Annotated in this window: 24 protein-coding genes; 6 read left to right on the forward strand and 18 right to left on the reverse strand. The window is 43.2% G+C overall.

Annotated elements, in window-relative coordinates:
- Nucleotides 1–75: 75 nt before the first annotated feature.
- The 3 genes from IGI71_RS08870 to IGI71_RS08880 all read right to left on the reverse strand — a co-directional run bounded on the left by IGI71_RS08870 (nucleotide 76) and on the right by IGI71_RS08880 (nucleotide 3,668).
- Complete coding sequence (locus IGI71_RS08870; protein WP_016609285.1) at nucleotides 76–954, reverse strand: glucosaminidase domain-containing protein; 879 nt, start codon at nucleotides 952–954, stop codon at nucleotides 76–78.
- Between the two features lie 376 nt (nucleotides 955–1,330).
- Nucleotides 1,331–3,328, reverse strand: coding sequence for a transketolase (gene tkt, locus IGI71_RS08875; RefSeq protein WP_060791961.1), 1,998 nt, complete (start codon nucleotides 3,326–3,328; stop codon nucleotides 1,331–1,333).
- A 100-nt stretch (nucleotides 3,329–3,428) separates the two neighbouring features.
- Nucleotides 3,429–3,668 (reverse strand): DUF896 family protein, encoded by a 240-nt coding sequence (locus tag IGI71_RS08880; RefSeq protein ID WP_005226164.1) that lies wholly within the window; start codon nucleotides 3,666–3,668, stop codon nucleotides 3,429–3,431.
- Nucleotides 3,669–3,804: 136 nt separating this feature from the next.
- On the opposite strand from IGI71_RS08880, the gene lexA reads away from it, so the two are divergent.
- On the forward strand, nucleotides 3,805–4,425 hold the full coding sequence (gene lexA, locus IGI71_RS08885; RefSeq protein ID WP_005226165.1) for a transcriptional repressor LexA: 621 nt from the start codon (nucleotides 3,805–3,807) through the stop codon (nucleotides 4,423–4,425).
- 129 nt (nucleotides 4,426–4,554) lie between these two features.
- A complete protein-coding gene (locus IGI71_RS08890) occupies nucleotides 4,555–4,767 on the forward strand; it encodes a hypothetical protein (RefSeq protein WP_005236082.1) in 213 nt (70 codons plus the stop codon).
- 76 nt (nucleotides 4,768–4,843) lie between these two features.
- On the opposite strand, the gene IGI71_RS08895 is transcribed toward IGI71_RS08890, so the two are convergent.
- The 7 genes from IGI71_RS08895 to obgE form a co-directional block, all read right to left on the reverse strand.
- Entirely contained in the window at nucleotides 4,844–5,356 is a 513-nt protein-coding gene (locus IGI71_RS08895) for an adenine phosphoribosyltransferase (RefSeq protein WP_005226167.1), read from the reverse strand.
- An 11-nt stretch (nucleotides 5,357–5,367) separates the two neighbouring features.
- Nucleotides 5,368–7,668 carry a single-stranded-DNA-specific exonuclease RecJ gene (gene recJ, locus IGI71_RS08900; RefSeq protein ID WP_128433006.1) on the reverse strand — a complete coding sequence of 767 codons (2,301 nt, stop codon included), beginning with the start codon at nucleotides 7,666–7,668 and terminating at the stop codon, nucleotides 5,368–5,370.
- A gap of 146 nt (nucleotides 7,669–7,814) precedes the next feature.
- Entirely contained in the window at nucleotides 7,815–8,252 is a 438-nt protein-coding gene (locus IGI71_RS08905; protein WP_005226169.1) for a lipopolysaccharide assembly protein LapA domain-containing protein, read from the reverse strand.
- Between the two features lie 12 nt (nucleotides 8,253–8,264).
- Complete coding sequence (locus IGI71_RS08910) at nucleotides 8,265–9,053, reverse strand: SDR family NAD(P)-dependent oxidoreductase (RefSeq protein WP_128433004.1); 789 nt, start codon at nucleotides 9,051–9,053, stop codon at nucleotides 8,265–8,267.
- The gene (gene rnz, locus IGI71_RS08915; RefSeq protein WP_034857404.1) at nucleotides 9,037–9,993 is read right to left on the reverse strand and encodes a ribonuclease Z; all 957 of its coding nucleotides are present in this window, start codon (nucleotides 9,991–9,993) and stop codon (nucleotides 9,037–9,039) included. Before rnz ends, IGI71_RS08910 begins: the two co-directional genes overlap by 17 nt.
- Nucleotides 9,994–10,065: 72 nt before the next feature.
- Complete coding sequence (locus IGI71_RS08920) at nucleotides 10,066–10,641, reverse strand: DUF456 domain-containing protein (RefSeq protein WP_010748409.1); 576 nt, start codon at nucleotides 10,639–10,641, stop codon at nucleotides 10,066–10,068.
- A gap of 180 nt (nucleotides 10,642–10,821) precedes the next feature.
- Entirely contained in the window at nucleotides 10,822–12,135 is a 1,314-nt protein-coding gene (obgE, locus tag IGI71_RS08925; protein WP_005226173.1) for a GTPase ObgE, read from the reverse strand.
- Between the two features lie 248 nt (nucleotides 12,136–12,383).
- Here obgE and gap point away from each other — a divergent pair, with 248 nt between their 5' ends.
- Entirely contained in the window at nucleotides 12,384–13,394 is a 1,011-nt protein-coding gene (gap, locus tag IGI71_RS08930; protein WP_005226174.1) for a type I glyceraldehyde-3-phosphate dehydrogenase, read from the forward strand.
- Nucleotides 13,395–13,444: 50 nt separating this feature from the next.
- Here the strand turns inward: gap and IGI71_RS08935 are convergent, their stop codons facing one another.
- Entirely contained in the window at nucleotides 13,445–14,395 is a 951-nt protein-coding gene (locus IGI71_RS08935; RefSeq protein WP_375354790.1) for an alpha/beta hydrolase, read from the reverse strand.
- Nucleotides 14,396–14,573: 178 nt separating this feature from the next.
- Nucleotides 14,574–15,665 (reverse strand): DUF871 domain-containing protein, encoded by a 1,092-nt coding sequence (locus IGI71_RS08940; RefSeq protein WP_060791964.1) that lies wholly within the window; start codon nucleotides 15,663–15,665, stop codon nucleotides 14,574–14,576.
- Nucleotides 15,666–15,847: 182 nt separating this feature from the next.
- On the opposite strand from IGI71_RS08940, the gene IGI71_RS08945 reads away from it, so the two are divergent.
- A complete protein-coding gene (locus tag IGI71_RS08945) occupies nucleotides 15,848–16,597 on the forward strand; it encodes a peptidylprolyl isomerase (RefSeq protein ID WP_010748413.1) in 750 nt (249 codons plus the stop codon).
- Nucleotides 16,598–16,647: 50 nt separating this feature from the next.
- Here the strand turns inward: IGI71_RS08945 and fabZ are convergent, their stop codons facing one another.
- Nucleotides 16,648–17,088 carry a 3-hydroxyacyl-ACP dehydratase FabZ gene (gene fabZ / locus IGI71_RS08950; protein WP_005226178.1) on the reverse strand — a complete coding sequence of 147 codons (441 nt, stop codon included), beginning with the start codon at nucleotides 17,086–17,088 and terminating at the stop codon, nucleotides 16,648–16,650.
- Between the two features lie 206 nt (nucleotides 17,089–17,294).
- Here fabZ and fabI point away from each other — a divergent pair, with 206 nt between their 5' ends.
- The gene (gene fabI / locus IGI71_RS08955) at nucleotides 17,295–18,050 is read left to right on the forward strand and encodes an enoyl-ACP reductase FabI (RefSeq protein WP_142973037.1); all 756 of its coding nucleotides are present in this window, start codon (nucleotides 17,295–17,297) and stop codon (nucleotides 18,048–18,050) included.
- 147 nt (nucleotides 18,051–18,197) lie between these two features.
- Nucleotides 18,198–19,115: a mechanosensitive ion channel family protein gene (locus tag IGI71_RS08960; protein WP_015509767.1), complete on the forward strand. Its 918-nt coding sequence runs from the start codon at nucleotides 18,198–18,200 to the stop codon at nucleotides 19,113–19,115.
- 35 nt (nucleotides 19,116–19,150) lie between these two features.
- Here IGI71_RS08960 and cbpB read toward each other — a convergent pair whose 3' ends face one another.
- From cbpB to IGI71_RS08985, 5 genes are all read right to left on the reverse strand, one after another.
- Complete coding sequence (gene cbpB / locus IGI71_RS08965) at nucleotides 19,151–19,654, reverse strand: cyclic-di-AMP-binding protein CbpB (RefSeq protein ID WP_005226181.1); 504 nt, start codon at nucleotides 19,652–19,654, stop codon at nucleotides 19,151–19,153.
- Between the two features lie 109 nt (nucleotides 19,655–19,763).
- Nucleotides 19,764–20,276: a metallophosphoesterase gene (locus IGI71_RS08970; protein ID WP_005226182.1), complete on the reverse strand. Its 513-nt coding sequence runs from the start codon at nucleotides 20,274–20,276 to the stop codon at nucleotides 19,764–19,766.
- A complete protein-coding gene (gene rph / locus IGI71_RS08975) occupies nucleotides 20,273–21,625 on the reverse strand; it encodes a ribonuclease PH (protein ID WP_375354274.1) in 1,353 nt (450 codons plus the stop codon). Before rph ends, IGI71_RS08970 begins: the two co-directional genes overlap by 4 nt.
- Nucleotides 21,626–22,441 carry a glutamate racemase gene (gene racE, locus IGI71_RS08980; RefSeq protein WP_015509769.1) on the reverse strand — a complete coding sequence of 272 codons (816 nt, stop codon included), beginning with the start codon at nucleotides 22,439–22,441 and terminating at the stop codon, nucleotides 21,626–21,628.
- 230 nt (nucleotides 22,442–22,671) lie between these two features.
- Entirely contained in the window at nucleotides 22,672–23,328 is a 657-nt protein-coding gene (locus IGI71_RS08985) for an amino acid ABC transporter permease (protein ID WP_005226185.1), read from the reverse strand.
- Nucleotides 23,329–23,333 lie beyond the last annotated feature (5 nt).

The following is a 23,333-nucleotide window of genomic DNA, read 5'->3' on the forward strand; positions in this document are numbered from 1 at the left end:
TTTGTTTTTCCATTACAAAAAAACCTTAAGAATGATGCCATTTAAAGCAATCATTCTTAAGGCGGTATCAGATAATTAAACGATTAATTCTTGGCCAACAACAATGACCTCACTAGATAACCCATTTGTTGCCATTAGAGCGTCGACCGTTGTGCCAAATTTATTGGCGATATCCCAAAGTGTATCGCCTGAAGCAACGTGATAGCTCTGCGCTGTAGATCCGCTGTTTACCTGAGTCGTCGTTGTAGTTTGCGTAGTACTCGTGCTAGTCGTGCTCGTTGTACTTGTCCATGCGGTACTTTGCGTTGTCCCAGTATCAAAGCGTGTGAGCTGATACGTTTCAATTAACCAGTTCAGTTTTTGTGCATACCCTGGATCGGTAGCATAGCGCCCCGTCAAGTAATTCGTTGCATCATAAAATGAGGTTGTTTGGCTTTTCCAAACACCACTGTAATGAGCAGTTCCTGTCGCGAAACTCGTGCTGCGCAAGACATTCGCATGATCCTGAAACGATTCCCAGTAAGAGTTATATTGACGAAACGGTTCATTCATCTCTACCCACTGACCATTCAAATACTCTTGTGTAGGCATATAGACACTTTGTCCGTTGTAACTGCCTTTGACCCCAAACAAATTGTAATAGGGTGCATTGGATAACGCGGAAGAACCATAGCCGCTTTCCAAAATCGCTTGAGCAATCATCACAGAAGCATAGAGATCATTGTTGGCAGCAACATCTTGTGCTGACCAGCCAATTTGCTCAATAAAACCTGAGATGTCCTGCGTCGCGTATTGATTCTCAGCAGCTTGTACCTGTTGAGGAACGAAAGTGACCGTCATTGGCGCTAACATCATTCCTGCCCCCATCAAAGAGACCACCGCCTTTTTAGTAGGCCTTTTTATCGTCTTCTTTGGTTGATGATGTCTTTCACTTCTTGTTTGATAACTTCCCATTTTTTTCCTCCAGTAACTGTACGTTTTTTCAAATAAATCAATACAGCTATTATACGGAAAAACATCTAACAGTGCAAACAATGTTCACTTCGCAAACAACAAAAGACTTTTAAAAAACTGTATGGGTATCCCGCTTGGTTTGCTAACTACTGATAAGTTTTTTTAAAAAACTGTTAGATTGCTATTTTATCGATTCCCTCTTACTATTCACACGTGCCTGTGCCTTTCGGTACAACCATTTTTTGGAAATCTTTGCCACTATTACTTTAAATAAGTCACTCTAACACGTTTAAAGTGGCAAGGATCCAGACAAAAAAACACGCTCGAAAATCGAAAAGATTCTCGAACGTGCTATTTTTGATTGATTGTCGATCAATTAATCGATTGATTTGAAAGTATTCACGACATTCTCAACACTGAAGCCGAATTCGGCTAAGACTTTGTCACCAGGTGCCGATGCACCGAAATGATCGATCGCGATCACTTTTCCATGGCAACCGGTGTAACGTTCCCAACCAAATGGGGAAGCTGCTTCGATCGCTACCCGTTTCTTCACTGCTTTTGGCAAGACGCTTTCTTTGTATTCTGAGCTTTGTGCTTCAAACAGATCAAAGCTTGGTAAGGAGACCACCGATACATCGATGCCTTCTTCTGCCAATTTAGCTTGTGCTTGGACCGCAAGATTCACTTCAGAACCTGTGGCGATCAAAATCCCCGCTGGTGTTTCACCAGCTTGTTTTGAAATCACGTAGCCACCTTTTGCGACATTTTCATCCGCACCGGTTTGCGTGCCTTCGATCACTGGTAGATTTTGTCGGCTTAAGACTAAGACCGTTGGTTTATCCGTTGTCGTCATGGCCAATTTCCAGGCAGCACGGGTTTCATTGCCGTCTGCTGGACGAATCACTTGGACATTTGGCATACAACGGACGCTAGCTAATTGCTCGATTGGCTCATGCGTCGGTCCATCTTCTCCAACCGCCACGGAGTCATGCGTCAAGACATAGATCACAGGTGCATGCTGGATCGCAGACAAGCGCACCGCTGGACGCAAGTAATCAACGAAGACGAAGAAGGTTCCGCCATAGATTCGCGTACCGCCATGCAATTGGATGCCGTTCATCGCTGCCGCCATCGCAAATTCTCGGACGCCAAACCAAATGTTGCGGCCTTCGTATTGGCCAGGTTCAAAGTCTTTTTCTGCTGCCACCATCGTGTTGTTGGATCCAGAAAGGTCAGCCGATCCACCCCAGAGACTAGGGACGGCTTTGGATAAGGCTTGGATCATCTCTTTGCTAGATACTCGACTAGCTTGTGAGCTGCCAACTTCGTAGCTTGGTAATGCTGCATCCCAATCTGCTGGCAATTCACCCGCAAAGGCTTGTTTGAATTGCGCAGCAAGTTCTGGGTAGGCTGCTTCATAGGCACGGAAGGTTTCGTTCCAAGCTGCTTCAGCTTTTTGCCCTTCATCGATCATGGTTTCTTTGAAGCGCGCGGCAACTTCTTCAGGTACGGTAAATTCTGGGTATTCCCAACCATAAATCGCTTTGGCTGCAGAAATGCCTTCGGCACCGATCGGCGCACCATGAACGGCAGAGGTGCCTTGATTTGGCGCACCGTATCCGATCACAGTCTTGATTTCGATCAAGGTTGGTTTGTCGCTTTCAGCTTTTGCTTCGTCGATCGCTTTCGAGATCGCTTCTAAATCATTGCCGTCTTCAACGAGAATGTGTTGCCAGCCATACGCTTCAAAACGCGCACCGACATTTTCTGTAAAGGCTTTTGAAGTTGGGCCATCTAGGGAGATGTCATTTGAATCGTACAAGACGATCAGTTTGTCTAATTTCATGTGACCAGCCATGGATGCAGCTTCTTGCGAAACACCTTCCATCAAGTCGCCATCGCCACATAAAGCGTAGGTATAGTGATCAATGACTTGATACTTGTCGCGATTGTAGGTTGCAGCCAAATGGGCTTCGGCCATTGCCATACCGACTGCCATGGCGATCCCTTGTCCTAAAGGTCCAGTGGTTGCTTCCACGCCGTCTGTGTGATCGACTTCTGGATGTCCTGGCGTGCGGCTATCCCATTGACGGAAGTTTTTTAGATCCTCAATGGTCACATCGTAACCAGACACGTGCAACAAGCTGTACAATAACGCCGAACCGTGTCCAGCAGACAAAACAAAGCGGTCACGATCCACCCAGTTGCGAGAAGTCGTTGGATTGACTTTCAAGTGTTTCGTCCACAAGGCATAGGCCATGGGTGCTGCCCCCATCGGTAATCCTGGATGTCCTGAATTGGCTTTTTGTACGGCTTCGATACTTAATGTACGAAGGGTGTTCACTCCTAATTGATCGATTTTATCAAACAATGGTAGTTCCTCCTAATTTAGGTTTTTTTTACCTTTATTACATCTTTCATTATACGTGATTCAGAAGCTTATTTCAATAGCAATGAAAAGGAATTCACAATTATCTGCCGTGGAGACCTTTTTTCTTTTGAATCTCTTTTAACTTCTCTGGTGTCACATCAGCACCTTCAGGGTCAACGATTTTCATTCCTTCGATATGGTGTCGCATCCCTCCACGAAAGGCGGTTAAATACTCTTCACGCAGAACTTTTTGTTCGTGGGTCTCAGCCTCAGTCAATCCTTCTGTTTTTTTCTTGTTGGCAAGTTCATTGATTCGAGCTAATTTTTCTTGAGATAGCATAGTTGTTCCTCCTTTTCCCTCTTGATTTTACTACAAACTAGCGAGCAAAAACAATAGCACAAAAAGCGAACATTTGTTTGAATAATCGATATAGCTATGGTACACTAAGGTTATCAAATGAAAGAAGGTGTCAGTTTTGGCAAAACGAACAGAAAATCGACAAATCGAAATTCTTAAGTTCATTCATACACGTGTCACTGAAAAAGGCTATCCGCCGACTGTTCGCGAAATTGGCGAAGCCGTTCAGTTATCTTCTACCTCAACTGTTCATGGCCATTTGTCCCGACTTGAAAAAAAAGGGCTGATCTTACGAGATCCTACAAAACCCAGAGCCATTGAATTAACTGCTTCCGGTCTTGAAAAAATCGATGTTCAACCAGCATCCATTCCGATGCTTGGTGTCGTAACTGCTGGAGAACCGATTTTAGCCGTGGAAGATGCATCCGATTTCTTTCCGATTCCGCCAGATTTAGCGAATAGCACAGGAAGTTTATTCATGTTGACGATCCGAGGAGAAAGTATGATCAATGCTGGCATTCTCGACGGTGATCAAGTAATCGTTCGTAAACAACAAAGTGCTCAAAATGGCGATATCGTGATTGCTATGACAGATGAAGACGAAGCTACGTGCAAACGATTCTATAAAGAAAAGAATTACATTCGTTTACAACCAGAAAATGATTATTTAGAACCAATCATTTTGCCTGACGTAACGATTTTAGGATTGGTTGTTGGATTGTATCGCCATCTGCTTTGATGCTCAACGAGCTGACTAGGAAATCTTCGTTTTTACGAAGATTTTTTTTCTTTCCTCTTTACAAAGCGAACAAACATTCGTATAATAAGTATACAAACATAAGTTCGTATTATTTAAGGAGTGAATGAGATGAAAGCAGTTCGTCGATTTGGTTTTATGTTGTGGGTATTATTGATGGGAATTGTTATTGGCTATTTTGGCGTTTTAAGTGCTGTTCTGATTTTTTGCCCTCTAATGATGCTTTGGTTCATGCTTTGGGATGAAAAGAAATTCCGCCAAGCAGAGCGCAAACGTAACCGCCATTATTATCACGATCATGATTTTTATCGTTATGAACCATGATCCTTCCCCTACATACGCCCATAAGGCAGCAGAAACAAAAAAGGACTCCAACGAGTCCTTTTTTGTTTCTGCTTTTTTAGTATTCCATTAACGTCTTGATTTCGACACCTTGGATCTTGTCTCTTCCATGTAGATCCATCAGTTCGATCAAGAAGGCACAGCCAACAACGATACCACCTAATTTTTCTACGAGTTCGATCGTTGCTTTGATCGTTCCACCAGTTGCTAGTAGATCGTCACAGATCAAGACACGTTGACCTGGTTTGATGGCATCGGCGTGCAGCGTCAAGACATCCACACCGTACTCTTTTTCATATTCTGCTTCAATCGTTTCCCGTGGCAATTTGCCTTTTTTGCGTACTGGGGCAAAGCCAACACCTAATTGATACGCAACTGGACAACCAACGATAAAGCCGCGGGCTTCAGGTCCTACCACCATATCGATGCCTTTTTCTTGTGCATACTCAACGATTTGTTGTGTCGCATACCGATACGCTTCTCCATCTGCCATCAATGGCGAGATGTCCCGAAAAATAATTCCCTCTTGGGGATAATCAGGAATACTAGCAATATACTCTTTTAAATCCATTTTCTTTCCTCCTAGACTGTCAACCACTGACGAAGGGTTGATAAATCACTCATTAATAAAAATTCTTCTGTTTTGATCAGTTTTTGTCGTTGCTGATACAAATGACTCTCCGTCAATGGACGGGAAACAGGATCAGCAGTTTTATTCAAAACACCATCTTGTATTGTAACAAATTCCAGCTCAGAAAACACCTGAATCATGAAAATAAGTAATTTTTGTGGAATTTTTAGATAGTCAGCGACCATCTTTAGTTTGTAACGAATGTCCAAACGAGGCTGCTGTTTGATTAGTTGAAAGAGACGACTGTATTGCTCTCTTGTCCCTACCCCATCTAAATAAGCATCTTCTGTCGAGTAGAAAACAAAAGCAACTCTTGACGCCTGGAGCGCTTGAACGATCTCTTTGATCACTGCAGGGTCAGCAGGACAATCTAAAAATGCAATCTCTTGGAACTGACCAGCACGAAAAGTATCTTCCAAGGCTGTAACTGAGTCAAATATGGTGGTTTGCCCACACAAGCCTTGCAATTCCCGAGGAAGTTTCTGCTTGAAAAGAACGCCTAGTGTTTGACTGCCCAGAGAGACACCTTGACGGCTTCTTTTCGAACGATAATCAAATAGCTGAATCCCTTCCACTGCAAAATCATCCAACATGAGCTGCGGTTTTTTGTTGCCATTCCATTCATTGATGGTAAGCTGACCAACGATCGATAAGCGGTCGTTTTCAAACGCTACTAAATCTTTTCCAAAACCAAACCCAATGACATCCAGCTGCGTGTTAGACTCATCGCTCATCACTAACTTCAAATGCTGATTTTCTGAACCAATCTGGCGAGCATTTTGAGTCATCAGATTAGAAAATAAAAATTTCGGTAAGGGGTTGTCCGTTCCAAAAGGCGCTAAGACTTTTAATGATTCAATAAAACTGATCGAAACTTCTGTTAACGGTAGCTCCTCATCGATCGCTAAGGGGATGCCCTGACTGAGGTCAATGGCATTATCTTCAACGTAACGATTCATTTGGGTTTGCAGCATATCTAAATGATCGATGGGGATACTTAATCCAACTGCTGCATGATGGCCGCCAAAGCTAGTAAACATGTCTTTCATCGTCGACAGCATTTCAAACAAATTCAACGCAGCAATGCTTCTTCCCGACCCTTTGGCTAAGCCATTTTCTTTTTTGGTCAAAACGATCACTGGTTGTCCTGTACTTTGCATGATTCGCCCTGCCACGATCCCTAAAACGCCTTCGTGCCAATGATCTCCCACCACCAAATGAACATGGTTCGCAGGATCGATTTTTTCTTGTGCTTCTTTCATGATTTCTTCAACAAAGGTTTTTCGCTGCTGATTGATCGTATCCAAGGTTTGCGCTAAGCTGACTGCCTCTTCTTCATCGAAGGTAGTCAACAAGCGAACAGCCGGATTGGGGTCCTCCAAACGACCGATCGCATTTAAACGTGGTCCAACAGCGAAGCCAATATCTGTTTCGTTGACTGTTTGTTTTTTTAAACCGCTGACTGACAGCAACTCATTCAGTCCGATGCGATCCGATTGCTGAATCATTTTCAACCCGTTGCTGACTAATAGCCGATTCTCATCGGTTAAAGAAACCATATCAGCGATCGTCCCAATCGCAACAAGATCAAGCAATTCCACTGGCACTTCTTCTAACAAAGCGCAAGCCACTTTAAATGCAACGCCGACTCCAGCCAAATCACCAAAAGGATAGTTTCCTTGAGGGTGACGGGGGTGGACAATAGCAAACGCCTCCGGTAGTTCTGCAGGTAGTTCATGGTGATCTGTGACGATCACGTCAACTCCTTGTCCTTGAGCATAAGCAATCGCCTCATGACCAGACACCCCATTGTCGACGGTGATGATCAATTGCGTCCCTGCTGCAATTTTATCTTGATAGACAGTTAGATTGGGCCCATATCCAACTGTAAAACGATTAGGCAAATAATACTCAGCTTCCGCCCCTAGCAATTCCAACGTTTCCTTTAACACGGTAGTGCTTGTAATCCCATCCGCATCGTAATCACCATAAATCAAGATTCGTTCGCCATTTAAAATCGCTTCATGGATTCGTTCCACGGCTTTAGCCATATCATGAAATAAAAACGGATCATGAAGATATTGCAGGTCCGTTGATAAAAAAGCATCGAGCGCCTCTGCTGTTCGAATATTTCGCTGCCATAGCAACGCGCCGATCCGCTCAGGGAGCTTTCTTTCTTGGATCAGCTCTTTAAATACTGGGGTCGTTTCGCTTTCTTGCGGACGCACCCAATGAAAATTTGCACGTTTCACCAAATCACTCCTAACTAGGATATTATAGCAAAGTTTATGCAAAAAAGAAAAACAACGAGAGAAACAGCACTCGTTTTACAACACAAAAAAAGAGCTTGCAGCAAATCTTGCACTAGCAAACTCTTTTTTTGTGAAACGTCGTTCTTTTAGGCTTGCGATTCAAAAGACTTCATTTCCTCATCGATCGTTGGCGGCGTGGATGCGCCCGCAGCACGTGAGGAAAGCTGGGCTTCTTGATCATCGAGCTGCTGCTGTCTTGCCGCTAACTCCGCCTGCTTGTTCGTGTATTCCCGTTCCAAAGCTTCTCGTTGTTCTTGGAGAACCTTCTCGTTATTCGAACGATAATCTGAAAGCTCTTTTCTCAATTGCTTTAGTTCTTTTTTTTGGCGGAACATTGCGCTTGTGGAAACCAGCAGCAAAATCAATGCGCCTAACAAAGCAGAACCAATAATGACTAAGATCAGTGGCGATTGAATCGTTGTGAAGCCAAAGTTGATCGGGACAGTCATATTGTTTGCAACGGCAAATAAAACGATCACTAAAATCAGTAAAATACCAACGATAACACGCCATTGATTTTTCATGGGCTTCAACTCCTATTTTTTGTTGAACATCGTTCCCGCCATATAATCGCCGATTGAAGGAAACAGGGTATATAGTTTCGCAGCAGCGCCTAAAATATGTGGGCGATTGATTTCTCGTTTTGGATGGATCATCGCTTTGACGATCGTTTGCGCTAATTTGTTCGGTTCGAGTACTAGGCTGCCCACCGACGATAAGTAACTACCGCTTGGGTCTGCTTGGTCAAAGAATGCCGTTTCGATCGGTCCAGGATTGACCGTTGTTACGTTGATCCCTAATGGTTTTAGTTCTAAACGTAATGCGTTAGAAAAACCGAGCACAGCAAATTTTGTTGCAGAGTAGACGGCCGTTTTTGGCGTAGCGATCTTACCTGCGATCGAAGCAACATTTATGATATGACCATGCTTTTGTTCAGCCATTTGGATCGCTACTTGCTGGGTCAAAACCATCATGCCAAGCACATTGACTTCGAACATATTTCGGATGACCACCGGGTCCATCTCTGTAAATTCTTGAAAGATCCCGTAGCCAGCATTATTGACGAAGACATCGATCTTACCAACTTTTTCATTGATTTTTTCTAGTAAGCGCTCCACACTTTCAGGATTTGCTACATCCAATTGAAAAGCATACGCTTCTTTGCCGCTTAATTCCATACATTGTTCTTTGACTTTTCCAATCAGATTCGTTCTTCGGGCACAAGTCACGACGATCGCACCACGTTTTGCGGCTTCATAACAGATTTGTTCGCCAAGTCCAGCAGAGCCACCTGTTACAACGACAACTTTATTCTCTAAATTCATCTGTTTCTTCCTCTCCGGCAAAAGGGATCTCGACAATATCAAAATCTTTGACGATCAACGTATTCGGAAATACTTCTTTTGCTTCATTTACTAAATTTGTAATATCTTTGCCAACGTAACGCGCACTGATATGGGTCAACAGCAAACGCTTAGCTTGAGCTTCTTGTGCCACTTCGGCAGCTTGCCGCGTCGTCGAGTGAAAATAAGCGCGAGCCAACTTGGCTTCTTCTTTGTTAAAGGTACTTTCATGCACCAATACATCCGCATCTTCTGCTAGCAGTACGGCGTTTTGACATTTACGCGTATCACCTAATATCGCCACGATCCGACCTTTTTTCGCTTGGCCCAAGAAATCAGCCCCATTGATTTGACGTCCATCGTCAAGGGTAACTACTTCACCTTTTTTCAAACGACCGAAGAGCGGCCCAGGTTTCAACCCAAGTTCCAGTAAAGCCTGCACTTGCAATTCCCCTTGATGGCTTGCTTCAACAATCCGATAACCAAAACTGTCAATGCCATGATCAAGACGCAGACACGATACTTCAAATTGCTGATCTTTAAAAAGAATCCCTTCTTCTTCAATCTCGAAAAAATGTAAGGGGTAGCTGACTTTGGTCTGAGAAATCCGCAAAACGGTTTGAACGTATGCTTTGATCCCCTTGGGTCCATAAATCTCTAGAGGCGTGTCGCCTCCTTGAAAGGAGCGGCTGCTGATCAATCCTGGCAACCCATAGATATGGTCACCATGAAGATGAGTGATAAAAATTTTTTCAATCTTTCGTGGACGAATCGTAGAATGCAAAATCTGCATTTGCGTCCCTTCGCCACAATCAAAAAGCCAAACGGCATTCCGTTCATCTAAAAGTCGTAACGCAATGCTGGTCACGTTTCGATGTTTCGCAGGCACACCCGCGCCTGTTCCTAAAAATTCTAATTCCATAAGCTTCTTTCCTTTCATCTCTTTCCAATTTTAGCGGAAAAGAAATCAAGTTGCAATTGAAGCTTGTGGATTTTATTTCTCAGATTGGCGATCTTCTGCGTCGTTATGAGAGTTTTTCCAGTCTTCTTGAACGCGTGCTTTGGTGGATTCTTCGACTTTCTTAGCCGTTTCAATCTCTGCTTCCACTTCATCGTAGTCAAAGCGCGTAATGTCACCGCCTAATTCATTCATGATCAATTGATTCAAAGGACGATTGTCTTCTTCATCTGCGATCAATAATAACCCCGTATCACCAACACCAATTTGGTTTCCGACATGTTCAAAAAGCATTTGCGCATTTTGGATCTCTTTTGCATCACGAGTAGCACCGATCATACTGCCACCAAACCAGCCCAGCATGATTCCTAAAGGTCCGCCTAGCACACCAACGAGCATCCCGATCAATCCACCCGTTGATGTCTTATTGTTCCCAGTAAAATCGAGAAAGTCCTCGACTTTAAATTGATGCACGCCTTCATTGGTGTGGGTAAGAACCGCCATTTGTTCCCCTTTGATCTTCCGTTCCATATGCATCCGTTTCACTTCCGAAAAGGCTTGGTACGCTTTGGCACTGGCATCAAAATTCATTACAATGACACGTTTTGACATAAAAATCGCTCCCTTTGGTTTATTTGTTCTCTTCTTTATTTTAACAGTAAATCATTTAAATGAAAAAAGAAACCAAAAAGACTACCAATCATTGATTTCTTAGTGAAAATCAATGATCGGTAGTCATATCCACTGCAGCTAAAAAGGTATTTTTTAGGCAAATGATGTTCTTTTAAACGATTATTCGACAAACTCGAACTCGAAGTTGCCGATCCGAACGATATCGCCGTCTTTGGCACCGCGCGCCCGTAACGCTTCATCGACACCTAAACCACGCAGCTGACGAGCAAAACGCATCACGGTCTCATCATGATCAAAATTCGTCATCTGGAATAGTTTTTCGATTTTTTCACCGCTCAAGATCCAAGTTGCATCAGGATCGCGATCAATTGAGAACTCTGGTTCATCCGATTGGAAGCCATAATGAACAACATCTTCTTCCATTTCTTCATCGTATAAAAGAAACTCAGGGGTGACTTCCAATAGATCCGCTGTCGCATTCAACAAGGCATCGATTCCCTTACGAGTGACACCAGAGATTGGGAAAATCATTGGTTCATCCGCGAACTCATCCGTTTTTTCTTTTGCCAGCTGCTCTTTGAAAAGGGCTAGGTTTTCTTCAGCATCCGGCATATCCATCTTATTGGCAACGATGATTTGTGGTCGCTCTAGTAAGCGCAAGTTATGGGTCGACAATTCATTGTTGATGGACAAATAGTCCTCGTATGGATCGCGTCCTTCCATGCCACTCATATCGATCACATGTAAAATGACGCGGGTCCGTTCGATATGGCGTAAAAACTGAGTCCCTAAACCAACCCCTTGTGAGGCTCCTTCGATCAGACCAGGTAGATCAGCGACCGCAAAACTACGGCCATCAGTAGTTGTTACCATACCTAAATTTGGTACCAGCGTGGTAAAATGATACGCACCAATTTTTGGTCGAGCAGAGGAAATCACAGAAAGTAATGTAGACTTCCCAACTGAAGGGAAACCAACTAGACCAACATCTGCTAAAACTTTTAATTCGAGCTCGATTTTTCTTTCTTGACCAGGTTCTCCATTCTCAGCTAATTCTGGGGCTGGGTTTTTCGGAGAGGCAAACCGAATGTTGCCACGGCCGCCACGGCCACCTTTAGCAATCACTAATGTTTGGCCTTGCTCAATCAAATCACCTAATAAGGCACCTGTTTCAGCGTCACGAACGGTCGTTCCCTGTGGTACTTTGATGTAGGTATCATCTGAGCCACGACCGTGCATTCCTTTACTCATGCCGTTTTCCCCGGGTTGCGCTTTAAAATGACGATTAAAACGGAAATCCATTAATGTACGCAGACCCTCGTCTACGACTAAAATGACATCACCACCACGTCCACCGTCACCACCTGCGGGTCCGCCGTCTGGGACATATTTCTCTCGGCGAAAAGCAACCATTCCGTCGCCGCCTTTTCCTGCTTTGACATCGATTGTCACTTGATCTAAAAACATGGACATTATTTGTCCTCCATTCTTTTTTTACTACCTTCTATACTTTTTGATTATCAGTTATCTCACCTTAAGTGGTTACTATTTCTCTAATAAGAAAGTCTATTTTATTGTAACGACCGAAACGTCTTTTGTCTATCTTTTCTCATGGGTTTCCGTAAGAAATCGCGAATTCTTAAGGGTTATTCTTTGACAGTCACTTGAAATCGTAGCAAACTTTTAAGTGTACCAGACACAATCAAAGGAGGAAACAAGAAATGACAGTAAAAGTTGGAATCAATGGTTTTGGACGAATTGGACGTTTGGCTTTTCGTAGGATCAAAGAAGTTTCTGCCGATATTGAAGTTGTGGCAATCAATGATTTAACGAGTCCAGTCATGTTAGCACACTTATTGCAATTTGACTCGACCCACGGCACGTACCCTGGAACTGTTACTGCAACGGATAATGCTATCGTTGTCGATGGCAAAGAGACCCGTGTGTACGCTGAACCAGACGCAAGCAAAATCCCTTGGGCAAAAGAAAATGGCGTCGATATCGTTTTAGAATGCACGGGTTTTTACACTTCTGCAGAAAAAGCACAAGCCCATCTTGATGCGGGTGTCAAACGAGTCGTTATCTCCGCACCAGCTGGTAATATGAAAACGATCGTTTACAATGTCAACTCCGACACGTTAACACCAGAGGATACTATCATATCCGCAGGTTCTTGTACGACCAACTGCTTAGCTCCGATGGCCTACTTCTTAAATGAGGAATTCGGGATCGAAGTTGGTACGATGACGACGGTACATGCCTATACTTCTACACAAATGCTATTGGATGGTCCGGTAAAAGGCGGAAACTTAAGAGCCGCTCGGTCCGCTGCAGATAACACGATCCCTCACTCGACGGGTGCTGCTAAAGCGATCGGTCTAGTTATCCCAGAATTAAATGGCAAATTACAAGGACACGCCCAACGGGTTCCTGTCGTCGATGGTTCTTTAACAGAATTAGTCTCAATTTTGAAAACCAAAGTAACCGCCGATGAAGTCAATGAAGCGATCAGAAAACACACCGTCGATAATCCGTCATTCGGTTACGATGACCGTGAGATCGTCTCTGGAGATGTGATTGGTACCACCCAAGGTTCTATCTTTGATCCGACACAAACAGAAGTAACCACGGCTGGCGATTTCCAACTGGTGAAAACCGTCGCTTGGTATGATAATGAATATGGCTTTACTTGCCAAATGATTCGTTTGCTAGAAGAATTTGCTCGTTTATAAGCCAAGGGTCAAGCAAAAAGTGCCGGTTCTTTTTTTGAACCGGCACTTTTTTATTCACTTGCTGGGTGATCGTATTTGTCCAAAAAAGCTGCAATTTTTTCTTTGTAAAGCGCTGGATCTGTTTTGTAGCTTTTCGCATGCTCGGCACCTGAAACAACCCACTTTTCTTTTGGTGCATCGGTCGCGTTATACAAAATTTCCAGCATCGAATAAGGAACAAACGTATCCGCATCGCCATGGATAAAAAAGATTGGACGCGTATTCTTTTGCAGTTGTTTGACTGCATCTGCTTCACCAAAGAAATACCCCGCTCGGATTTTTGTGACAAGGCTAGTGACATTCATCAATGGAAAGGCAGGTAGACCAAACAATTGATCGAGTTGATACCCCAATTCTTCATTGACGTTGGTATACCCACAATCTTCAATGATAGAAGTGACATTTTTCGGCAAGTCTTCCCCACTGGTCATCATTACCGTGGCAGCCCCCATACTGATGCCATACAAAGTGATCGTTTCTTCAGGACCATTTTTTGCGAGTACTTCATCGATCCATTGCAGATAATCCTTACGTTCGTGCCACCCAAAACCAATATAATCTCCTTCGCTTTGACCATGCCCTCGAGCGTCTGGAACCAAGACATTATAGCCTAAATCATGATACATCTTAGCATAGTCCGCCATCGTTTCTGCATTCCCCATGTAGCCATGCGCGATGATCGCCGTTTTTCCTCGATTCTTCTCCTCCGCCGGTAGATAAATGGCGGATAATTTTAAATCATCTTCAGAAGTCAGCTGCCACATCTCACGATTTGCTGGATCTGTAAACCAATTTTGCGATTCATTTCCTGTCTGATTTTCATTCGTACCAGGGGTATCTCCTTCCAAAAAATCTTTTTCTGAAGGAACCACCGCATAATCGTAAAAATAGTTTCCTGCATACCCTAATCCTGCAATTGCTAATACAGCCACTCCGATGGCAATCTTCCAGCGCAATTTCACACTTGTCACGTCCTCTTGTTATATAGTTTACATAATATTATTATGGTTTCAACGTTCTTCATGGAAAGAACCCACTACATAAATTACCGTTTTTTGCTCGTGTTTGTCAATTGCAAGCGCCCAAAAAGAAAACCATTGCCAACACGCTTTGTTGGCAATGATTGATTTCTCGTGATAATTAGTTATTTTCGACCAATTTAAAACTTGACCAAGGTTTCAAAAATTCTAATAAGAATAGTTCCTCATCAGCGATCTTACCAACGACATTGACGCGACCATCATTTTTCATTGCTTTCAAGGCGATTTGCGTCTCACCTTTGTATTGTCCATAGCCAGCATTATCGATCAAGACATCCCCTCTTACCATATCACGGGTATCATGAGGTGGAAATTCCTTGTCTTTATAATAGATCCGCGTCATCGTTGAACGCAAGATGTACTCTGAGCGATCTCCTCGATAGCTGTGCAGATTATCGAAGAGACAAATTCGTTCATCTTCAGTGATTCCGTCAACGACATCGACTCTTAATGTCGGATAATCAGCATGAAACGCTTCAGCCATTGCTGCCAATTCTGCTTCTGAAGCATAGGCATTGCCAATAGAGATATCATCGATCAAACCAGTCAACACTAAATGTTTGACTTGTGTAGCTAGTGGCAGATCACGATGGTCTTCCAAAGAGCATAAACCATCTTGTGTTGGCCATGGACCGAAATCAGCTTCGTGAGAATTCACGAAAGCCATCGTATTTAAATTGTATTTGCGGAATTTTTCCGAGCAAAAAACAAAATGGTCATAGCCTAACCCTGAATAGCGATGAGGATAGAAGTTATGCGAACCGAGTAAATTTTCAGTATTAGGTGAATAACTCATGATGTTATCCACGTAGCTCGTGCCGCTGCTCATGTTGATTTCGATTTTGATCCCGTAAGGATTACGGGTCATTTTGGCTTCTTCTGAACCAGTGAAACCAATATCTAACCGAACACCGTAAGCCCCCATCTCATCAAAGAAGGATAAATCATCATAAGAAATACCTAGCTGTTCGAATAAACCAGGATTGATATCTACCATGACTTCCATTCCTAACTGATTGGCATAATCCACGACTTGCTTAAAGTCTGCCAAGACTTTTTCTTTGTCATCGTTGATTTGCAGCAAACTGGTAAATACCCGTTTAAAGCCGTATTTGTGTGCCAAGTCTAGATACGCTTTGTCCTTTTCAAACGTTGAGCGCTCTGGATAAATCGATATCCCTAATTTTCCCATCAAAAAAACCTCCTGTAAATTCTATCCGTTTATTATAATGAATCCTCTTTCATTATAGCAAACATCTAAAAAGTGGTCTACACCTTTCCGTCTGTTTCTTTCTCATTCCACAAAATCTGCGCTTTCTTCTATGTCTCTTTTTTGTTATGATTATCATTAAGAAAACTGGAAGGAATGAAAGAATGAAAAAAATCCTATTCACACTGACAGCAGCTGCTAGCCTTTTATTATTAGCTGCTTGTACAGGTTCAAGTACCACCGATCCCTCATCAAGCAATTCAGCAGAAAGCACGTCAACCTCAGAATCCGTTGACTTGAATGCCCTGGAATTGCCGCAATTATCAACGGATGTGCAAGAGAATGAAGCTTTAGTTGAAATGGTGACGGAAGAAGGCTCGATCAAAATCAAACTTTTCCCAGAGATCGCGCCCAAAGCAGTCGAAAACTTTTTGACCCATGCCAAAGATGGTTATTATGACGGCTTGACTTTCCATCGTGTCGTAGAAGAGTTTATGATCCAAGGGGGCGACCCTAATGGTGATGGCACTGGCGGAGAAAGCATTTGGGGCGAAGGATTCGGCGAAGAATACTCCAACCAGCTTTATCACTTGCGAGGCGCATTAGCAATGGCAAAATCAAGTGCGCCAAACAGCCAAGGCAGTCAGTTCTACATCGTTCAAAATGATCAAGATGTATCCGACGGTCTAGCGATCCAACACTATCCTGAAAAAATCATCGAAGCCTACAAAAATGGTGGAACACCACGATTGGACGGCAGCTATACTGTATTTGGTCAAGTGATCGAAGGCATGGATGTCGTAGATAAAATTGCGCAAGCAGAAACCCAAGACTCTGGCAATGGTGAGAATTCTCAACCAGTTGAGCCAGTGAAGATCGAAACGATCAAGGTCTTACAAGAAGCCAAAGAATAAATAAAAAACCGCTGAAGTCTCCGATATTCGGGAATTTCAGCGGTTGTCTTTTATTTTTGGTCGCCAACGATAAAGGTGAATTCGCATTCCGCAGCTTTTTTGCCGTCCACTGTAGCGACCGCATCAGCAGTTCCTACAGAGCCTTTGATTTTAGTGATCTCGAAAACAAGTTTCATGGTATCTCCCGGAACAACTTTTTGACGGAATTTGGCTTTGTTGATGCCGCCGATATACGCCGTTCTACCTTGGAATTCCTCGGATTTCAAGATCAGGATCGATCCTGCTTGTGCCAATGTTTCTAAAATCAAGGCACCTGGCATTACTGGATTTCCTGGGAAATGTCCTTGGAAAAAGTCTTCGTTGATGGTGACATTTTTCGTTGCGATAATCTTTTTGCCAGACTCGATTTCATCGACGTAATCAATATATATAATTGGGTAGCGATTTGGAATCAAATCCATGACTTCTGTTTCAGTCAATAGTTTTTTCATGGTTTCCCTTCCTTGCTTAAGAATTTATTATAGTTTGATTATCAAAGTATCATAGTTCAGCGAAATTCGCAACTAAATATTTATTAAGAAAAAAATAGTTTGACAATCAAACAATTATGCTTAATAATTAGAAATCAAGATAGTTTGATTTACTATTTGTCATTATACGTATTTTATTATTGTTGAATTTATTAAGGAGTGGAATTATGAGTTTTTTAACCGGTAAAAAAGTTGTCGTCATGGGCGTTGCTAACAAACGCAGTATCGCTTGGGGCTGTGCACAAGCATTAAAAGCACAAGGAGCCGATGTGATCTACACGTATCAAAACGACCGCATGAAAAAGCCTTTAGAGCGCTTATTGGAATCTGATGAATTTGTAGTGGAATGTGACGTCGCCAATGACGAAAGCATTGCTTCCGCCTTTGAAACGATCAAAGAATATGCAGGTGAGATCCATGGTGTTGTCCATGCCGTTGCTTATGCCAATAAAGAAGATCTATCTGGCGATATTTTGAATATTTCTCGTGACGGTTATGCTTTGGCGCAAGACATCAGCAGTTATTCATTGATTGCCGTCACCAAATATGCCAAACCAATCTTAGCTGAAAATGCTGGAATCGTTACCCTTTCCTACTTAGGTGCCGAACGGGCAGTACCGAACTACAATATGATGGGAATTGCAAAAGCCGCTTTAGAATCAAGCGTTCGCTATTTAGCTGCCGAACTTTCACCGCAAAAAATCCGCGTCAATGCGATTTCAGCTGGTGCCATCAAGACGCTGGCAGTAACTGGTGTAAAAGACTATCAAAAACTGATCCAATTGTCAGAGGATCGAACACCTGATCATATTGGTGTGACGATTGAAGAAGTGGGCAATACTTGTGCCTTCTTGATCAGTCCATTATCAAGCGGGATTATCGGCGAAGTGATTTTTGTTGATAAAGGCGTTCATTTATCTTAATCAATAATTGTCATAGAAAAGTCTGCTATTTGCCTACCCGTTGGCTAAGCAGGCTTTTTCTGAAAAAAACAGATATTTCAGAAAACCTCCTTTGCATTTCTATTTTATCTTGGTTAAAATAGATGCAGTAAGACTTGGAGGGATTTTATGAAACAACTGCTACTTGCAGCTAGCACGACCGATTCAAGTGGTTCCAGCATTACCGAACCAGCAGCTGCTCAGCTCAATGCATTACAAAAATGGTGGGCATCGATCGACTGGGAATCGATCATTGGCCTACTGATCCAAAAAGCACTGATGCTGCTTTTTTTGTGTATCTTATTCGGAATTTTATTAAAAATAAGCAACATGATCATTGACCGGATCTATCGGTCCTATGAAAAAAAAGCCACCTTCAATGTGAGTCGAATCAACACGATCCATACCCTGATCCGCAATACGGTTCATTACACATTAGGCTTCTTTTTTGTCTATGCTCTCCTTTCAACCATCGGCGTACCTGTAGGCTCGCTACTAGCCGGTGCCGGAGTCGTCGGTGTCGCCCTCGGTCTCGGCGCCCAAGGCTTTATGAACGACTTGATTACTGGCTTCTTTATTATTACCGAACAACAAATCAACGTTGGTGATTACGTCCGCTTGACCAATCTGACGCTTGAAGGTACGGTGACGGCCGTCGGTATTCGGACTGTTCAATTAAAATCCGTTGACGGAACCGTTCATTATATCCCAAATCGTAACATCACGACCATCAGTAATACATCAAGAGCCAATATGCAAGTCGTGGTAGACGTACGTATCTTACCATCTGAAGGCTTAGATGAAATACGTGCCATCATTGAAGAAGTCAATGAACAGATTGCTCAGCAGCACGAAGAAGAGATTCAAACGGCCCCTACGGTCTTCGGTCTGGTGGATCTAGGGAACAACAACTTTGCAATTCGCACGACCATGTATGTGACCAACGGTACGCAATGGAAAATCAAAGAGGAATTTTTGGCCGCATCGATCGATGCATTAACTGCCAAAGGCTATACGATCCCCAATGCGCCGATCGTCGGTATTTAAAAAAAGGTTATCCCGAAACTGGGATAACCTTTTTTCTATACCACATGCAGTTCATCTGTCATCTTTGGGGCATCTTCTTTCGAAATCAGCAAATAGCGTCTTTCGATTTCATGCGCCAAATGATTGACGGATTTTAAAATCTCTTTGCGAGTGATAATCCCAACAAAGACATTGTCATCATCAACGATCGGCAAGAATGCTTGATCCACTAACAGATGCAGCATACTTTCCAACTCATCGTTTTCTTTGATGCAATTCACATTGACTTCCATGACATCTGCCACAGTCAGCCCTTCAATATTTTCCATACTGAAGCCAGTGAGATCCATCATTCGTTCTACGATGTTTGAGAGGCTGATTAAGCCGACTAAATGGTCCTCACTATCTAGTACTGGGATCTTTGAATAGCCCACTTTTGATAAAACAAGCAATGCGTGACTCAAAGGGTGGTTATAAAATACCGATGCCACATTCTCTGCCGGCACCAAGAAATTTTCTTGATTCTCGAGTAATATTTTTTCTACGGTCTGTCCTATCAATCTAATTGCCTCCATTTCACAGCTACTCTTCTATTTTACTTGAAAATGAGAATAGAAAGTAGAAACCTGCAAAATTATAATGAAATTTTTACTTTTTGATTCCGCTTACTTAACGTGTGAAAACGAAAGCTAGCTCTGGGACTTTATGAAAGGAACGATCATAGTATTGGATTGCCCATTGTTCTGGCGTACTTTCAATAATCGCAAAACTTTTGATTTGAATTTGCCCTCGCGGTTGGGAAATACTGCCGGGATTCAAGAAAAGTCGATTCCCGACTTTCTCACAAGCAATTTGATGCGTATGACCAAACAAAGCGATCGAGGCATCTGCTTGTTGCGCTTTTAAGCCTAATTTGGTTACGCCAAAACGAACATCCGCCAAATGGCCATGGGTCATATAGATGGTATCCAGCGGCGTTTTAACGATACGCTCATTCGGAAAACCACCACCGTAATCGCAATTGCCACAAACGACTTGGAATGTTTCCCATAAAGGATCCGTTTCAGGAAGTTCTGAATCCCCACAATGAAGGAACAAATCGACTTGATTTTCGAATTCATTTTTAAGATCAACAAGAATCTCACGATCTGAATGATTGTCACTGACAACTAAGTATTTCATACATTTTCTCCTTCTAACCACTCCCGCCACTGTTCCTGCAGTTTTTTGATTGCTAGACCACGGTGGCTCACTCGGTTCTTTTCTTCTTGACTCATTTGGGCTGCGCTTTGCTCTGAACCATCAGGAATAAACAATGGATCGTAGCCGAACCCATTTTCTCCACGAGGGATGCGGCCGATTCTCCCCGGCCATTGAGCTTCAACCACCAAACTCTCTTTTCCTGGCGCTGCGAAAACTAACGTACAGTGAAATTGGGCACTGCGTTTGTCATCTTCGACATCCGTCAATTCATAGAGCAATTTTGCATTATTGGCAGCGTCACTTTTTTGCTCACCAGCAAATCGAGCAGAGTACACCCCTGGTCGTCCCCCTAATGCATCGACTTTCAGTCCTGAGTCATCAGCTAACACCGGTCTTCCCAAAATTCTGGCGATGGTTTCGGCTTTAAGGCGGGCATTTTCTTCAAAGGTGGTGCCGGTTTCTTCAACATCTGGTAAGGAAGGATAGTCTTTTAAGGTACGGACATCGTAACCTGCCGCGCCAAATACGGCTTTAAATTCCTTGGCTTTTCCTGGATTGCCTGTAGCAATGACGATCGTTTTTTCGGGAATCTCATAAGGGGGTTCATCTGGTAAAAACAGTGCCTCTTTTTGATAGGCAATCAATTCTTCGATAGCCGTTTTTCCGTAAATCAGCATCTCATTCAACTGCTGACCATCAAAGGTCGCTTCTTCCCCAGTTCCTTGCAATTCGACAAATCGACCAGATTCCGTCATCACCAAATTCATGTCAACAGCAGCTGAAGAATCTTCTTGATAATCAAGATCGGTCACACAGGTGCCATCTGGTAAGATCCCGACACTAATTGCTGCCAAATGCTCCTTGATTGGATCTTCCATCAACGCTTTGTCACGGAACAAGGTATCGATAGCTAAACGCAACGCGACAAATGCGCCGGTAATACTAGCTGTTCGGGTACCGCCATCTGCTTGAACGACATCACAATCGACCACGATACTGCGCTCCCCTAATTTTTCTAAATCGACTACTGCGCGCAAGGAACGAGCGATCAGCCGTTGGATCTCCATCGTCCGACCAGAAAGCTTGCCTTTGGCACTTTCTCGACGATTCCGAGTGTTGGTCGCTCGTGGGAGCATACTGTATTCGGCTGTGACCCAGCCTTTTCCCGTATCTCGTAAAAACGGAGGGACCCGCTCTTCAATCGTTGCCGAACAGATCACGGTTGTGTCACCAAAAGAGATCACAACCGATCCTTCGGGGTGTTTGTAGACGTTGGTTTGAATGTTAACTGGTCTTAACATTGTTTCTTTTCTGCCATCATGTCGCATTTAAAAGCCTCCTAAATCAGTGTGAATCGATGAGATCGTGTCTAAATCAAGCCAATCATTGGCAATCTCATCAAACATTTTCGGTGAACCAGTAGTAAAAAATGCATGTTGCGGATGCGGATCGTCCTGACTCGTTGCAGCAATGGAAAAATAGTCCAACAAGGTACTGACTTCCCCCACCGTTTCTGCCCCTGAATCAATCAGCTGGATATGAGCGCCCAATTCATTTTGAATCAAAGGACGCAATAAAGGATAATGGGTACAACCCAAAATCACTGTATCTAGCCGTTTGTTTTTCAATGGACGCAACGTTTCTGCCACGATTTTCTTGGCGACCGAGCTATGGTATTGTTTGCTTTCTACGATCGGCACAAACTTCGGGCAAGCCAAACTGACGACGGACGCATGGGGCGCTTTGCCATGAAGAGCGCGCTTGTAAGAGTCACTTTTGATCGTTCCGTTTGTCCCGATGACACCGATTCGTTGGTTTTTGCTTGCTTTGACTGCTGCTCGACTGCCAGGCAGGATCACGCCGATCACTGGGATCGCTAGTTGTTCTTTGATTTCTTCAAGGGCGACCGCTGTTGCTGTATTACAAGCGATCACCAACATTTTAATGTTTTTTTCTAATAAAAAACGGGTCATTTGCCACGTATACTCGATGACTTGCTCAGCAGGTCTCGGACCATACGGGCATCTGGCTGTATCTCCCAGATAAAGAATCGATTCGTTGGGTAATTGCTTGATTGCTTCTTTGACGACCGTCAACCCACCAACACCAGAATCGATAAAACCAATTGGTCTGTTGTTTGTCATAGTTTCCATCCTTTACATGAAAGAAAGAGTTTGGTGCATTTTTCTCTCTTATTCATTTTGGACTTTTTTTGACTATTTTTCAAGTATTCCTTTCGTTTGCTAAAAAAGCTTTCCCAAAAAGCACGAAACGGTCAAAAAGAAAAAAGCCCCCACGATTGGCTTACACCCCACAAGTTGCACTTGCATGGGTAAAAGACCGATCGTGGGGATTTTTTTGACGATTATTCTTTTTAGTAATCGTACTGACGTTTTTCCAAAAAGCCAGAAAGCAATGACAAGGCATAACAAACCAAAAAGTATAAAACAGTCATTGCCAAAAACATAGGCAAAACATAGTTTGTATTTTGGCCATAAATGATTCGAGCATGATGAGTCAGCTCTGGTAAAGAAATAATCACGGCTAATGACGTATCTTTGATCAAAGAGATCAACTGACTGACGATCGCTGGCAGCATCGCTTTAAATGCCTGCGGCACGACGATGCTCCGCAATACTTCGACATAGCTCAACCCTGTAGACAAACCAGCTTCCATCTGCCCTTTTGGCACAGAATTCAAACCAGCACGAAAGATTTCAGAGAGCATCGCTGATTCAAAAATCGTCAACGCCACAACCGCTGACCAAAAAATGTTAAAGCGGATGCCAATCTGTGGCAAGGCAAAATAAGTGAAGAAAATGATCAAGAGCAAAGGCAAGTTACGAATAACATCGATCACGACACCTAATACTTTAGAAAAGACCGGGATCGAGCTGAAGCGCAAAATGCCGGCGATCCCTCCGATAATAAAGCTAAATAAAATCGATAGGATCGACACTTCAACTGTTACCCGCAAGCCATCGATCAAAAAACGAATGTTAATCGCTGAAAAAGCTTCAAAAAAATCCATAGTTC

It is taken from the genome of Enterococcus sp. DIV1279b (genome assembly GCF_050531515.1).
Taxonomy (GTDB): domain Bacteria; phylum Bacillota; class Bacilli; order Lactobacillales; family Enterococcaceae; genus Enterococcus_D; species Enterococcus_D casseliflavus.

What these genes read in the sequence shown, in the direction of transcription:
- IGI71_RS08870 (WP_016609285.1), bottom strand. Translation starts at nt 954, where the DNA reads ATGGGAAGTTATCAAACAAGAAGTGAAAGACATCATCAACCAAAGAAG.
- IGI71_RS08880 (WP_005226164.1), bottom strand. Translation starts at nt 3,668, where the DNA reads ATGCTATCTCAAGAAAAATTAGCTCGAATCAATGAACTTGCCAACAAG.
- IGI71_RS08890 (WP_005236082.1), top strand. Translation starts at nt 4,555, where the DNA reads ATGAAAGCAGTTCGTCGATTTGGTTTTATGTTGTGGGTATTATTGATG.
- IGI71_RS08895 (WP_005226167.1), bottom strand. Translation starts at nt 5,356, where the DNA reads ATGGATTTAAAAGAGTATATTGCTAGTATTCCTGATTATCCCCAAGAG.
- IGI71_RS08905 (WP_005226169.1), bottom strand. Translation starts at nt 8,252, where the DNA reads ATGAAAAATCAATGGCGTGTTATCGTTGGTATTTTACTGATTTTAGTG.
- IGI71_RS08910 (WP_128433004.1), bottom strand. Translation starts at nt 9,053, where the DNA reads ATGAATTTAGAGAATAAAGTTGTCGTTGTAACAGGTGGCTCTGCTGGA.
- rnz (WP_034857404.1), bottom strand. Translation starts at nt 9,993, where the DNA reads ATGGAATTAGAATTTTTAGGAACAGGCGCGGGTGTGCCTGCGAAACAT.
- IGI71_RS08920 (WP_010748409.1), bottom strand. Translation starts at nt 10,641, where the DNA reads ATGTCAAAACGTGTCATTGTAATGAATTTTGATGCCAGTGCCAAAGCG.
- obgE (WP_005226173.1), bottom strand. Translation starts at nt 12,135, where the DNA reads ATGTCCATGTTTTTAGATCAAGTGACAATCGATGTCAAAGCAGGAAAA.
- gap (WP_005226174.1), top strand. Translation starts at nt 12,384, where the DNA reads ATGACAGTAAAAGTTGGAATCAATGGTTTTGGACGAATTGGACGTTTG.
- IGI71_RS08940 (WP_060791964.1), bottom strand. Translation starts at nt 15,665, where the DNA reads ATGGGAAAATTAGGGATATCGATTTATCCAGAGCGCTCAACGTTTGAA.
- IGI71_RS08945 (WP_010748413.1), top strand. Translation starts at nt 15,848, where the DNA reads ATGAAAAAAATCCTATTCACACTGACAGCAGCTGCTAGCCTTTTATTA.
- fabZ (WP_005226178.1), bottom strand. Translation starts at nt 17,088, where the DNA reads ATGAAAAAACTATTGACTGAAACAGAAGTCATGGATTTGATTCCAAAT.
- fabI (WP_142973037.1), top strand. Translation starts at nt 17,295, where the DNA reads ATGAGTTTTTTAACCGGTAAAAAAGTTGTCGTCATGGGCGTTGCTAAC.
- IGI71_RS08960 (WP_015509767.1), top strand. Translation starts at nt 18,198, where the DNA reads ATGAAACAACTGCTACTTGCAGCTAGCACGACCGATTCAAGTGGTTCC.
- IGI71_RS08970 (WP_005226182.1), bottom strand. Translation starts at nt 20,276, where the DNA reads ATGAAATACTTAGTTGTCAGTGACAATCATTCAGATCGTGAGATTCTT.
- rph (WP_375354274.1), bottom strand. Translation starts at nt 21,625, where the DNA reads ATGCGACATGATGGCAGAAAAGAAACAATGTTAAGACCAGTTAACATT.
- racE (WP_015509769.1), bottom strand. Translation starts at nt 22,441, where the DNA reads ATGACAAACAACAGACCAATTGGTTTTATCGATTCTGGTGTTGGTGGG.
- IGI71_RS08985 (WP_005226185.1), bottom strand. Translation starts at nt 23,328, where the DNA reads ATGGATTTTTTTGAAGCTTTTTCAGCGATTAACATTCGTTTTTTGATC.